This is a genomic window from uncultured Bacteroides sp., assembly GCF_949298305.1.
GTDB lineage: Bacteria > Bacteroidota > Bacteroidia > Bacteroidales > Bacteroidaceae > Bacteroides.
Genome location: NZ_CASFWU010000019.1, coordinates 22,469 through 35,614 on the forward strand (window position 1 = coordinate 22,469; position 13,146 = coordinate 35,614).

Below are 13,146 nucleotides of genomic sequence, written 5' to 3' on the forward strand. Positions count from 1 at the left end.
TTGGACGCTTGCCTTTGCCGGGGGAGGAAGATGCTAAAAGTAGTCGTTGAGTGACAGGTAGAGATACTCCGTATCGTTCATGGAGGTTTCAAAGTAGATTTTGTCTTCCCTTGCCAGCCATCCGATAGCGGCGTTCAAGTCCCGGTCCGACAGGCCCGATGCTGCTTTCAGCTCTTCGTATTTCCATCGTCTGCCATCGTTCAGCAGTTCCCAGACAATGCCTGCATTGTTTCCGATAGTGCCTTTGTCCATAAGTTTATCCGATATAATAGTTCAGTTCAATATACAACACATTCCTTCTGCCCACTTTGGTTTCATCTATCGTCAGTTTGCCTTCGCGGGCCAGCCATCCGATGGCGGCGTTGATGTCCCGGTCTGACAGGCCGGTGGCTTTCTTTATTTCCTGATAGTCCCATTTGCGGTTCTCGCTTTGCAGCAGGCGCCAGATGATGCCTGCGTTCTCGCCGATGCTTTGTACATTCATAAGCTTAAGTTTTAATGGTTTGTTTACTGGTTAGGGGCATTTCCATGACCCTTGCAGGATGAGTGGACCTGGATTGTCGCCGGTTCGCTTCTTTCTGCATCAATTTGTGACAAAATTAGAGCTTTTTACTTATAAAACAATCTTTCCGGGGCTTTTTTCACAGAAATGTATCATGAATGACGGTTCGGGAGGCTTCTTTCCGCCGATTTGGGGGCGGCGGGGATATGAAAAGCCCCGGCGGGCAGGATTTTCCTGCCGGGCCGGGGCTCTTCGTTGTAAGATGCGGGTTGGCAATTGTGGCGGACGGCATCGGGTTTTCTTTCCAATATTGGCGTCTTGCCGTCCTGCCGTTATTTCTCAGGCGTCAATATTGGCGTATGTAGCGTTCTTTTCGATGAATTCGCGGCGCGGGCCCACGTCTTCGCCCATCAGCATGGAGAAGATGTAGTCGGCCTCGGCGGCGTTTTCCAGATGCACCTGTTTCAGCATGCGGTTCTCGGGGTTCATGGTCGTCTCCCACAGCTGTTCGGGGTTCATTTCGCCCAGACCTTTGTAGCGCTGTGTGTGGATGGCGTTTTCCGAGCCGCCGCCGTAGGTGTCGATGAACTTCTGGCGCTGCTGGTCGGTCCAGCAGTACTCCTTCACCTTGCCTTTGGTGCAGAGGTAGAGGGGCGGGGTGGCTATGTAGAGGTAGCCTTGCTGGATGACTTGCGGGAAGTAGCGGAAGAAGAGCGTCATGATGAGGGTGTCGATGTGGGAACCGTCGACATCGGCATCGGTCATGATGATGACCTTCTTGTAGCGCAGCTTGTCGATGTTGGCTTCCTTGCTGTCTTCGCCGTCCACGCCGAAGCGGATGCCCAGCGCCTGGATGATGTTGTTCACCTCTTCGCTTTCGAAGGCTTTGTGCCACATGGCTTTCTCCACGTTCAGAATCTTGCCTCGCAGGGGCAGGATGGCCTGGAAGACGCGGTTGCGTCCCTGCTTGGCCGAGCCGCCTGCCGAGTCTCCCTCGACGAGGAACAGTTCGCATTCCTCGGGGTCCTTGCTGGAGCAGTCGGCCAGCTTGCCCGGCATGCCGCCGCCGCTCATGGGCGACTTGCGCTGTACGGACTCGCGGGCCTTGCGGGCGGCCACACGGGCCTGCGCGGCCAGTATCACCTTGTCCACGATGAGCTTGGCTTCCTTCGGATGCTCTTCCAGGTAGTAGGAGAGGGCTTCGCCCACGGCCTGGTCTACGGCGCCCATCACTTCGTTGTTGCCCAGCTTGGTCTTGGTCTGGCCTTCGAACTGGGGTTCGGCCACCTTGATGGAGATGACGGCCGTCAGTCCTTCGCGGAAGTCGTCGCCCGCAATCTCGACCTTGGCCTTCTCCAGCATCTTGTTGTCCTCGGCATACTTCTTCAGCGTGCGGGTCAGCGCGCGGCGGAAGCCGGCCAGGTGTGTACCGCCTTCGATGGTATTGATGTTGTTCACGTAGGAGTGTACGTTTTCGGTGTACGAGGTGTTGTACATGATGGCCACTTCTACGGGCGTGCCCTGCTTCTCGGTGTTGATGTAGATGACGTCGTTCATCAGGTGCTCGCGCGAGGAGTCGATGTAGCGGACGAATTCCTTCAGTCCTTCTTCCGAGTGGAAGACTTCCTGGACGGGGTTTCCTGCTTCGTCCTTCGTGCGGAGGTCGGTGAGGGTAATCTTGATGCCTGCGTTCAGGTAGGCCAGCTCGCGCATGCGGGTGGCCAGTATGTCGTAGTTGTAGACGGTCTCGGTAAAGATGCTGCCGTCCGGCCAGAACTGCTGGCGCGTGCCGGTGAGGGTGGTGGTGCCCACTTCCTTGACGCTGTACAGCGGGTGGCCGCATTCATATTCCTGCTGGTAGATTTTTCCGTTTCTGAAAACCTGGGTAGTCATGTGGGTGGAGAGGGCGTTGACGCACGATACGCCGACGCCGTGCAGACCGCCGGACACCTTGTAGGAGCCTTTGTCGAATTTGCCTCCTGCGTGCAGCACGGTCATGACCACTTCCAGGGCCGACTTCTGCTCCTTCTCGTGGAAGTCCACGGGGATGCCACGGCCGTTGTCCTGTACGGTGATGGAGTTGTCTTCGTTGATGGTGACCTCGATGTGGTCGCAGTAGCCGGCGAGCGCTTCGTCGATGGAGTTGTCCACCACTTCATAGACCAGGTGGTGCAGACCCTTGTTGCTGATGTCGCCAATGTACATGGCAGGACGCTTGCGCACGGCCTCCAGACCCTCCAGGACCTGGATGTTGCTGGCCGAATAGTTGTTTTCGCCGTTTATCTTTTCTTCTTCTGTCATACCTTATTTTCCTTGATTGAAATAACAGAGCAAAGTTAGTGAAAATCTTTGGGATATCGCTTCCGGACGGGCGATAAATTAGGGGATTCAGCCGCTTTTTTTCCTTTCGGCCGGCGTGCCTGCCGGGCGGAGGCGCGGCGCATGGGCATGCAAAAAAGGCCGGATTGGATAATCCGGCCTTCCTGTATCTTTGCCTGAATGAAAAGCTCTTCTTGATTAAGCCAGCTTGTTGATGTAAACGGCCAGCTTGGACTTCAAGTTGTTAGCTTTGTTCTTGTGGATGATATTGGTCTTTGCCAACTTGTCCAGCATCTTGGCAACGCCCGGGAGCATGGCTGCTGCTTCAGCCTTGTCGGTTGTTGCGCGAAGCTTACGAACAGCGTTTCTCATGGTCTTGCCATAATATCTGTTGTGAAGTCTTCTTGTCTCTTCCTGTCTGATTCTTTTCAGTGATGATTTGTGATTTGCCATCTCGACTAATCTTTATTTAATTCGTTTATTTTTTTAATTGTAGCCCGTGGGGGAATCGAACCCCCCTTTCAAGAATGAAAATCTTGCGTCCTAACCGATAGACGAACGGGCCATCCTTTGGCTGAGCGTTTCCGCTCTTCCGAGAGCGCTTTTCTCTCGTTTGCGGATGCAAAGGTAGAAACTATTTTTGAATTGGCCAAGCGTTCTGCAAAAAAAATGCTGATTTTTTCTTCGCCGTTTTTCCCTGTGTCTGCTCTGTGCGTTGTAAATGAGCGGTTTATGAGTTTTTGCGGGGATGGAATTTTTTTTCCGTGCGCCGCCCGCTCCGGCCGCCGGGGCGGAGGGGGCGGGCGGGGTGTGCCGTTTTTTTTCACGAAGCGGGCCGGATGCTTCTGCCGTCGCGGCTTTTTTTGTAGCTTTGCCCTTGCATTTGGAATACGGATTAACTGAACGACCGATATGATACAGAATACGCAGGGGATTGTGTTGCGCACGCTGAAGTACAGCGACACTTCGCTCATAGCCGACGTCTACACCGAGGTGCAGGGGCGTGCTTCCTTTCTGGTGCCCGTGCCCCGCTCGCGGCGCACGCTTGTCAGGCCCTCGCTGTTCCAGCCCCTGGCGCTGGTCGAGGTGGAGGCTGACTTCCGCCCCAACGTTTCTTTGTTCAAGGTGAAGGAGGCCCGGTCGGCCTATCCGTTCTCGTCGCTTCCCTACGACCCCTACAAGTCGTCCATCGCCCTGTTCCTCTCCGAGTTCCTCTGCCGCGCCCTGCGCGAGGAGGCCGAAAACCGCCCGCTCTTTGCCTACCTGCAACACTCGGTCGTCTGGCTGGACGAGTGCCGTTCGGGCTTTGCCAACTTCCATCTGGTCTTTCTGATGCGCCTCTCGCGCTTCCTGGGGCTTTACCCCAACCTGGAGGGCTATTCGGAGGGGTGTTATTTCGACCTGCAAAACGCGTGCTTCACTCCCCGGAAGCCGCTGGCGCACTCCAACTACATCGGGCCGCAGGAGGCCTCGAGGCTGACTACGCTGATGCGCATGAACTACGACACGATGCACCTCTTCGGCATGAGCCGCGCGGAGCGTGCGCGCTGTCTGACCATCCTGAACGAGTATTACCGCCTGCACCTGCCGGACTTCCCCGTGCTGAAGTCGCTGGAGGTGCTGAAGGAGCTGTTCGACTGAAGCCGGACAGCCTCTGCCTTTCCCCCTTGATATTCAGCGCTCAGGCCGTGCAAGCTCCGTCCGCGCACCGTGCTTGCTCCGTCCGCGCACCGTGCAAGCATCGTCCGCGCACCGTGCAAGCATTGTCCGCACGGGCGGTGAACAGGCCGTCGGAGGCCGGTGCGGGGTGGGGGGCGGATGGCTTTTCAGCGGTAGACCACCTGCCAGCTTCCCGCCTTCAGCCGGGTGCCCGGCTCCGCGGGTTTTCCGTCCACCTCCAGGCGGCTGTATCCTTGGGGCAGGAGGAGCACGGCCTGGGTGCGGCGGGGGACGGTGAGCAGCAGGCTGCACTGGCCGGGGTCCTTGCGGATGTCGGCGCCGATGGAGCGGCCCTCAGAAAGGGACACCGTGGCCTTCACCCGGCTCAGGTTGCCCGGGTGGGGGCATACGGAGAATACGCTGAAGGCCGGCTCCACCGTCTCGATGCCCGCGATGTACTGGCTCAGGATGGTCAGCGGCCCGCCGCTCCAGGCGTGGTTGTAGCTGCCTCCGCCGAAGCCTTCGTTGCCGATGCCCCAGCCTTCCCACAGGGTGGTGAGGGGGCTGTCGGTCATGTCCTTGTAGCGCAGGCGCATGCGGTCCATGGCGTCCTGGTGGCAGCCCATCTGGCAGAGGGCTTGCAGCACGTATTTCTCCATGTAGGGGCTGGCGTGGTAGTGGCGGCCGAAGAAGGGGCGGAGGACGGGGTAGAGCTCCGGGGGCAGCGTGCCCGACACGACGGCCAGCGCCTGGGCGCGGTCGTCGGGCTCTCCCGTGTAGCCGGGCGAGCGGTAGCAGGTTCCGTTCCAGTATTTCCGGTGGAACGCGGTCTTCAGCCGTGCGGCGGTGGCGTCGGCCCAGCGGGCTTCCGCCTCGTGGCCCGTCAGTTGTGCCAGGCGGCCGTAGCCGTCCAGGGCAATGGCGTACCACAGGTTGAACAGCAGCTCCATGTCCTTGTTGTCGCCCCAGTCGCCCCAGGTCCATCCGCCCCGGCGGGGAATGACCAGTCCGTCGGGGGCGGTCTTCCAGACGTGGATGTACTTCTTCACCTTGGGGTAGACGTATTCCATCAGTTCGCGGTCGCCCGTGCCCATGTAGTAGGTCCAGAAGCCGTAGCGGCCCACGCTGGCCAGCATCTGCATGGGCAGTTCGTCCTTGTAGTTGCCGGCGGGGACGGGGGCGAAGAGGGTGCTGTCCGCCCGTTGCCAGTCCACCAGCTCGCTGATGCCCTTGCGGGTGAGCAGGTGCGCCTTCTCGTCCAGGGCATAGAAGGCTTCGCCCAGTTCGTTCACCACGTCGCCCCACCACTGTGCGCGCTCGCGGTCGGGGCAGTCCATGTAGGTGTCGCGCATGGTGAGGTAGAGGGTGCGCTGCGCCTTTGTCCAGAGGCGGGTGAGGAAGGGGTCGTCGCACCAGAAGCTGCCGTCGAAGGCGGTGTCGTAGCCCGTCTCGCGGTATTTCAGTTCCTGCACCTCGCAGCCGTCGGGCAGGGTGTATATCACGCAGTGGCCGTTCATCCAGCCGCGGCACTCAAATTCCTGCTCGCCCTGGCGCGTGGTGTACCGGGCAAAGACGTTGGTGGCCGAGCCGCCGCGGTAGTTGTCCGTGCGGATGTCCACGCTCAGTCCGGCGGGGGCGTTTATCTTCAGGTAGGGGGTGACTTGCGCGTTGTAGGGCAGGTAGGCGTAGATTTGGTTTCCCTTCCGTTCGGTGCGGGTGTAGGTCTTCAGCCCGTAGTCCTTCCACTGGGGGATGGGGCGGTCTGCCAGTCGGTTCCATCCGGCCTGCTCCAGGGTCAGGACGCGGGCGGGGCTCCAGGCGCGGTCGTCGTAGTCGGGGAGCTGGAAAGGGATGTCCCTGGAGGCGTCGAAGCCGATGTTGGATTCCGGCAGGCGGTAGTTGGGGGCTTCGCCCTGCGGCAGGTAGTAGGCCGGGTGGCGGCACACGCGCCATGGGCCGTCGGTGTCTGTCGGCTTGCCGTCCACCTTCAGGCTGAAGGCAAGGCCCGGCGTGGGCGAGTTGCGGTGGCTGAAGCCGTCCTTGCCGAAGTACCACACCAGTACGGCCACCGTGTTGTCTCCGCGGTGCAGGCCCCGTGTGCCGTGCAGCACGTCGCAGTAGGTGTCCTGCGGGTTGGGGCCGCGCTTCAGGCCTCCCTCCCTCACTTGCAGGGTGCCGTTTATCCAGAGCCAGTATTTGCTGTCTGCGGCAATGCGCAGTTCGGCCTCCGAGGGTTCTTTGTCCAGATGCAGGCGGGTGCGGAAGCAGAGCCACAGGCCGGGCGTGGCGGGTTCCGAGAGGGGCAGGGTCAGTACTTGGGAGCGGCCTGCGAGGCAGCTCCACAGCAGGAGGAGGGTCAACAGGAGTTTGTTCATGGGTGTGTGTGCTGAAGTTATGCCTGCAAGTTTCGGCATTTTTTCAGAGATTTGCAAGCGGTTGGGCCGCAATCTGCCAGGCTTGCGGTGAAAAGGGCCGTCCGGGCGGGTCGGGCATAAAGCCGGCGAGGAGACAAGCCGGCGGGCCTGTGCGGCGTCTGCCGCGTTCCCGTCTTCTTGTCTCCTCGTCTGTGGCCGGCCGGTGTGCGGCCGTTCGGGGCCGGCTTATCCCAGCAGCTCCTTCACCTTGGCCGAGATGGCCCGTCCTTCGGCCAGGCCTGCCAGCTTCTTGCTGGCCACGCCCATCACCTTGCCCATGTCCTTGCCGCTGGTGGCGCCCACTTCGGCAATGATTGCCTTCAGGGCGGCTTCCAGTTCTTCGGCGCTCATCTGCTTGGGCAGGTAGGTTTCCATTACTTTCACCTGTGCCAGTTCGCCGTCGGCCAGGTCCTGGCGGCCCTGCTGCACGTAGATTTCGGCCGCGTCCTTGCCTTGCTTCACCAGTTTCTGGATAATCTTCAGGGCTGCGTCGTCCGTCAGGGTGTCATTGGCGCCCGGTGCGGTTTTGGCTTCCAGGAATACTTTCTTGATGTTTCTCAGTGTGTCCAGGGCCACTTTGTCTTTGGCCTTCATTGCGGTTTTAATGTCTTCGCTGACTTTGTCGAACAAATCCATGGTTTTTGATTATTTAGAGTTTCTGCATTTCTTTATCAGGGTGCGGGCCGCAAGCCGCCCACGCGGTTGTCCGGCGGCTTACGGCTTTCCGTCTTTCTTCCTCCCCTCTCCTCGGGAGAGGGGGCGGGGGTGAGGCTCCTCCGGCTCAGAAGGTGATGACTCCGCCGTCGGCGCCTTCCATTTCCTGTGCGGCCTCGGTGGCCATCCTGCCGGCTTCCTCGGCCTTGAGCTTGATGCTGTTCAGGGTGGTCTTGTCGCGCAGGTAGGTGGGGCTGTTTTCCACCAGGGTGATGACTTCGTCGTTGTCCAGGTCTTCGGGGGTGAAGATGTAGATGTGGCGTCGGCGCAGGCGGTGGAACTTGGTGTTGGCGTCCTTGCCGTAGTACACCTCGCGTCGGCTGCGGCGCTGTTCCTCCTCCTCCTCCTGTTCGGCCAGCCGTTGCTGTTCTTCGGCGCTGCGCTGGATGAGTCGTTCGTCCATCTCCTTCATGTGGATGTCCTGTATGCCGAATCCGGTGGCCAGGAGGGTGATTTTCACTTTCTCGCCCAGCTCCTTGTCCACCACCATGCCGAACTTCGTCTCGAAATCGCGGTTGAAGCGGTTCATGAACTCCTTCACCTCGTCCATCTCGGTCATCATCAGCTCGTGGTCGGGGCTGTAGGAGATGTTGAGCAGCACCTTCTTTGAGTTGAAGATGTCGTTGTTGTTCAGCAGGGGCGAGTGCTGTGCGTTCTTGATGGCTTCGCTCACGCGGTTTTCGCCCTCGCCGTATCCGGTGCTCATGATGGCCACGCCGCCGTCCTTCATCACGGTCTTCACGTCGTTGAAGTCCAGGTTGATGATGCCGCGCATGGTGATGATTTCGGCAATGCTCTTGGCTGCGATGAGCAGGGTGTCGTTGGCCTTGGCAAAGGCGCTGATGACGGAGAGGTCGGGGTAGATTTCGCCCAGCTTCTCGTTGTTGATGACCAGTAGGGCGTCTACGTGCTTGCTGATTTCCTCCACGCCGTCCAGGGCCTGGTCAATCTTCTTGTCGCCCTCCCAGCGGAAGGGGATGGTGACGATGCCCACGGTGAGGATGTCCATGTCCTTGGCGATGCGGGCAATGGTGGGTGCGGCTCCCGTACCCGTACCTCCGCCCATGCCGGCGGTGATGAACACCATCTTGGTGCCGTCGTCCAGCATGGCTTTCACTTCCTCAATGCTTTCTTCGGTGGCTTCCTTGGCCTTGTTGGGCCGGTTGCCGGCTCCCAGTCCCTCGTGTCCCAACTGGAGCTTCACGGGGACGGGCGACTCTTCGAGGGCCTTGCGGTCGGTGTTGCAGACCACGAAAGCCACGTCGTGTATGCCTTCGCGGTACATGTGGTTCACGGCGTTTCCTCCTCCGCCGCCCACCCCGATGACTTTGATGATTTTCGGTGAGTCTGTCGGGAAATCGAATTGTACTATATCTTCCATAACTGTAAATGTTTTCTGTTGTTGGATGGATGGTTTCGGGCTTCAGTTTCCTGACGGGATGTCCGGCCTGCTTCGTGCAGGGCGGAGGCCCCGTGTGCCGGAAGCCGAAGCCTGCTTGCTGTCTACTTCATGTCTTCGTCCGAGAAGATTTCGTTGGACAGCTTGTTGAAGGTCTTTTCAAACCAGCTGGGTCCGTCTTTCTTCTTTTTCTTTCTGGCTTCTTCCTTCTTCCGCTTTTCTTCTTCCTTCTTCCGTCTTTCCTCTTCCCGTCTCTTCTTTTCTTCCTCTTCACGTTTGCGGCGGTTTTCTTCCTCCTGGGCCTTCAGGGCTTCGTCGTCCTTGAAGATGTCGGCGGGCTGTTGCGGGGTGACGGTCTGTGCGGGCTTGGGTGTTTCCTGCAGGCAGCAGTTTTCGTTTCCGGAGGCCAGCAGGGCCAGCAGCGTATTCTGCATGCCGTCTTTTTTCAGCGCTTCGCTGAGGCCGTGAACGGGTATGTTGACGAAGCGTGCCACTTTCGCTTTCTCGGCCTTGCTTGTTTTGCGGAAGGCTTCTTCCAGGTGTTTCAGGTTGGCGCCGCCTCCTGTGAGCACGATGCCGGACAGCAGCTTGTCTTCGTAGCCCGAAAGCTGTATGAGGTTCCAGACGTTGGCCAGTATCTCTTCGGCGCGGGCTCCTATCACGTTGTTCAGCTCGTTCAGGGCGATGCTGCGGCCTTCTTCGGTCAGGCACGTGGGTGCCGACTCCTGTTCTTCCTCCTCTTCGTAGAGGGCGTCGCCGTATTTCAGCTTCAGGTCTTCGGCCTCCTTCTCTTCCAGTTGCAGGGAGGTGATGTCCTGGGTGATGGTGCTGCCTCCCAGGGGCAGCACGTTGAGGCTGCGCAGGATGTTGTTCTTGTAGATGATGACGGTGGTGGTTTCGGCTCCGAAGTCCACCAGCGCGCATCCGGCCCTGCGTTCGTTTTCGGTGAGCACGGCCTTGGCCAGCGCTTCGGGGGCAATGACCATGTCGGCAATCTCCACCCGTGCCTGCTGGAAGCTCTGTTCGAGGTTCTTCTTGAGCGAGGCGCGGGCGATGATGTTCAGGAAGTGGCCTGTGATGTTTCTGCCGGTCACTCCCACGGGCTCTGTTTGCAGGCTGTTGTCTATCTTGTATTCCTGGGGCGCCACGTCCAGCACGCACATGTCGGCCAGGGGCACTTCGAGGTTCTCGTCGCAGATGGAGTCCACCAGTTCCTGCTTGATGATGCTTTCCTCGTCCAGGGTGCGTTTCACCACGTTCTCCACCGTGCGGAGCGAGCGTCCGCCTATCCCGACGTAGACCTTGGCGATGGAGTTGTCCAGCTGGGCCTCCAGCTTGTTGATGATGGTCTTCAGTGCCACGGCGGTCTTGTCAATGTTGTAGATGGTGCCCTTGTGTATGGCTCCCGCGGCTTCTTCGCGCGCGTAGGCCAGCACCTGTATACTTCCGTCGCTGTTCTTCTTTCCGGCGATGCCGGTTATCTTGGAGGAACCCAGTTCGACGGCGGCTATAAAATCTGTTGTTGCCATATTGTTGTATTTTAGATTTCTGATTTCAGCTTTCTGGATGCCGTTCTCGTCTTCCGTCCGTGGGGGCTGGCAGGGTCGGGCCGGCCTGGCGTCCCGGGGCGGAATGCGGCATCCGTTCTTCATTCTTTTTTGCTTCCTATAATCTGGTTTCCAAATTCAACACTGATGCGTTCGTATTTGTTCCACCCGATGCGGTTCAATCCTTTTTCGTAGAAGAGTTTCATCCGTTCCAGCTTGCTTTCAAAGTTGTCCAGCCTGCCGAGGTAGATGAGGTGGTCGCCCACGCGAGGCACCAGTTCGATGTTCTTCCCGGGCAGTACGTGGATTTGCTCTATTTGTGAAGCCCAGAAGGAATTCCGCTGCAAAAATACACCAAACTTGTAGATTTCCTTCGTGGCAAACGATTTTTCTACATTTCCGGTCACGATGGGCAGGTGGGCCGTGCAGCGGGCGTCGCGCGGCATCACGTTGCCTTTGTTGTCTATGTAGTAGTTCTCGCCGTCGGCGTTCATCACCCGCAGGATGGGGATGCGCTGGTGTACCTCCATGCACAGCTTGCCGCTGGGCGTCTTGTAGCATTCCACGCGGTCTACGAGCGGGTGGCCCGAGAGTACCTGCTCCAGTGTCTCGGTGCGGATGCGGTCCATGGGCTTGCCGATGGGGTTCACGCCTTTCTTCTCCAGCATGCCCACCATTTCCTTCCGGGTGATGAATCCGGCGTAGACGCTGTCCTTGATGACCATTTCCACTTCGTTGCACACCAGGTCGGCGGGCTGCCTGTTGAAGGCGGTGATGGCTGCCACCAGGTAGGCGGCCACCAGCAGGATGACGATTGAGAGTAATATTCGTTTGATCATGACGTTTGCGGTTAATGTCGTTATCAGGGACGGTTGCCGTCCGTCGCCTTGGTTTCCAGCACCTGCTTGATGCGCGGCATGTAGTTGTCCAGGTCGCCCGCACCCAGCACGACCACTACGTCGGTCGGCTTTCCGGCCAGCAGGTTCAGGACGTCTTCCTTGGGGCAGATGCACTTCTCGATGCCCGGGCGCAGGTTGTCGTAGATGAGCCGGCTGGTGACGCCGGGGATGGGCTGCTCGCGCGCGGGATAGATGTCGGTGAGAATGACCTCGTCGGCCAGCGAGAGGCTGTCCGCAAACTCGCGGTAGAAGTCGCGGGTGCGGGTGTAGAGGTGGGGCTGGAAGACGGCGGTAATCTTGCGGTCTTCGTACAGTTCGCGCACGGACTTCAGGCTCTGGGCTATCTCGGCGGGGTGGTGGGCGTAGTCGCTCAGCAGCACGGCCTTGTCGGTCTTCAGCTTGAAGTCGAAGCGGCGGTCTACGCCGCCGAAGCTGGCCATGCCCTGCCTGATTTCTTCGTCGGTGACGCCGCAGAGGTGGGCCAGGGCCATGGCGGCCACGCCGTTGTCGATGTTGATGCTGACGGGCACGCCCAGGCGGACATCGTTGATGCGCGTGTCGGGCGCCACGAAGTCGAGATAAATCTCGCCGCCGCCGATGCGGATGTTTTCGGCGTGGAAGTCGCCTTCGCTGCGCGAATAGGTGTAGGTCTTTACGCCGGGCTGCACGCTGGGCTGCACTTCCAGGCCGGTGTGCAGGATGAGGGCGCCGCCGGGCTGGATGAGCGTGGTGTAGTGGCGGAAGCTCTCCAGATAGGCTTCCTTGGTGCCGTAGATGTCCAGGTGGTCGGGGTCGGTGGCGGTGATGACGCTCATGTAGGGCGACAGCCAGTGGAACGACGAGCGGTCGAACTCGTCGGCCTCGATGACCGTGTAGGGGCTTTCGGCAGAGAGCAGCAGGTTGGTGCCGTAGTTCTTGGAGATGCCGCCCAGGAAGGCGGTGCAGCCCACGTGCGACTGGTGCAGCAGGTGGGCGGTCATGGTGCTGGTAGTGGTCTTGCCGTGTGTGCCTGCCACGCAGAGGCCCTTGCTGCCGCGGGTGATGATGCCCAGCACCTGGGCGCGCTTGTGGATTTCAAAGCCGTGGGCGCGGAAGTAGGCCAGTTCGGCGTGTTCCTGCGGCACGGCGGGGGTGTAGACCACCAGCGTGCTCTCCGGCTGCCTGCAGCATTCGGGTATCAGGCCGGCGTTTTCTTCGTAGTGTATCTGCGCGCCTTCGGCAATGAGCCGCCCGGTCAGTTCGCTGGGGGTGCGGTCGTAGCCGGCCACCACTTTTCCCTTGGAGAGGAAGTAGCGTATCAGGGCGCTCATGCCGATGCCTCCTGCGCCCACGAAATAGACGGATTGGATGGTTTCTATCTTCATGGTTCTTTCTTTGTTCAAGTTCTGTTTCCAGAGCCTCGGAGCGGCGTTTCCGGCCGGCGGATGCAGGCCTTCGGGAGGATGCCTGCCGGGTGTCCGGAGGATGCTTGCATGGTCCGCGTACGGTGCTTGCATGGTCCGTGCTCGGTGCCTGCATGGTCCGGCCACGGTGCCTGCATGGTGCAGGCCGGATGCGGGAACGGTTCCCGGCTCTGGCTTAATTCTTTATTTTCAATTACTACTGGTGCGATAAAATCGCATTAGTTTTAAATATCATCAAATAACGAGAGTTCTTTGACATTTTGGTTTAAAATGATTGATGAGTCTTGCTT

11 protein-coding genes and 1 tRNA gene are annotated in these 13,146 nt (G+C 59.3%); 1 reads left to right on the forward strand and 11 read right to left on the reverse strand.

Annotated elements, in window-relative coordinates; all coding sequences use genetic code 11:
* Window positions 1-33: 33 nt before the first annotated feature.
* The 5 genes from Q1Y74_RS04125 to Q1Y74_RS04145 form a co-directional block, all read right to left on the reverse strand.
* A complete protein-coding gene (locus Q1Y74_RS04125) occupies window positions 34-252 on the reverse strand; it encodes a winged helix-turn-helix domain-containing protein (protein WP_300812473.1) in 219 nt (72 codons plus the stop codon).
* A 4-nt stretch (window positions 253-256) separates the two neighbouring features.
* Window positions 257-484 (reverse strand): winged helix-turn-helix domain-containing protein, encoded by a 228-nt coding sequence (locus Q1Y74_RS04130; RefSeq protein ID WP_300812474.1) that lies wholly within the window; start codon window positions 482-484, stop codon window positions 257-259.
* A 357-nt stretch (window positions 485-841) separates the two neighbouring features.
* Complete coding sequence (gene gyrB, locus Q1Y74_RS04135) at window positions 842-2,803, reverse strand: DNA topoisomerase (ATP-hydrolyzing) subunit B (RefSeq protein WP_300812475.1); 1,962 nt, start codon at window positions 2,801-2,803, stop codon at window positions 842-844.
* Window positions 2,804-3,019: 216 nt separating this feature from the next.
* Window positions 3,020-3,274 (reverse strand): 30S ribosomal protein S20, encoded by a 255-nt coding sequence (gene rpsT / locus Q1Y74_RS04140; protein WP_300812477.1) that lies wholly within the window; start codon window positions 3,272-3,274, stop codon window positions 3,020-3,022.
* A 40-nt stretch (window positions 3,275-3,314) separates the two neighbouring features.
* Window positions 3,315-3,386: transfer RNA gene (locus Q1Y74_RS04145), tRNA-Glu, on the reverse strand.
* 347 nt (window positions 3,387-3,733) lie between these two features.
* Between Q1Y74_RS04145 and recO the strand changes: the two genes are divergently transcribed.
* Entirely contained in the window at window positions 3,734-4,462 is a 729-nt protein-coding gene (gene recO / locus Q1Y74_RS04150) for a DNA repair protein RecO (protein WP_300812478.1), read from the forward strand.
* A gap of 185 nt (window positions 4,463-4,647) precedes the next feature.
* On the opposite strand, the gene Q1Y74_RS04155 is transcribed toward recO, so the two are convergent.
* From Q1Y74_RS04155 to murC, 6 genes are all read right to left on the reverse strand, one after another.
* Entirely contained in the window at window positions 4,648-6,855 is a 2,208-nt protein-coding gene (locus Q1Y74_RS04155; protein ID WP_300812479.1) for an alpha-L-rhamnosidase C-terminal domain-containing protein, read from the reverse strand.
* Between the two features lie 225 nt (window positions 6,856-7,080).
* Window positions 7,081-7,530 (reverse strand): GatB/YqeY domain-containing protein, encoded by a 450-nt coding sequence (locus tag Q1Y74_RS04160; RefSeq protein WP_300812480.1) that lies wholly within the window; start codon window positions 7,528-7,530, stop codon window positions 7,081-7,083.
* Between the two features lie 145 nt (window positions 7,531-7,675).
* Entirely contained in the window at window positions 7,676-8,989 is a 1,314-nt protein-coding gene (gene ftsZ, locus Q1Y74_RS04165) for a cell division protein FtsZ (protein ID WP_300812481.1), read from the reverse strand.
* Between the two features lie 122 nt (window positions 8,990-9,111).
* A complete protein-coding gene (gene ftsA, locus Q1Y74_RS04170) occupies window positions 9,112-10,536 on the reverse strand; it encodes a cell division protein FtsA (protein ID WP_300812482.1) in 1,425 nt (474 codons plus the stop codon).
* A 119-nt stretch (window positions 10,537-10,655) separates the two neighbouring features.
* Window positions 10,656-11,393: a cell division protein FtsQ/DivIB gene (locus Q1Y74_RS04175; protein ID WP_300812483.1), complete on the reverse strand. Its 738-nt coding sequence runs from the start codon at window positions 11,391-11,393 to the stop codon at window positions 10,656-10,658.
* 23 nt (window positions 11,394-11,416) lie between these two features.
* Window positions 11,417-12,817, reverse strand: a complete 1,401-nt coding sequence (murC, locus tag Q1Y74_RS04180) for a UDP-N-acetylmuramate--L-alanine ligase (protein ID WP_300812484.1) — start codon at window positions 12,815-12,817, stop codon at window positions 11,417-11,419.
* Window positions 12,818-13,146 lie beyond the last annotated feature (329 nt).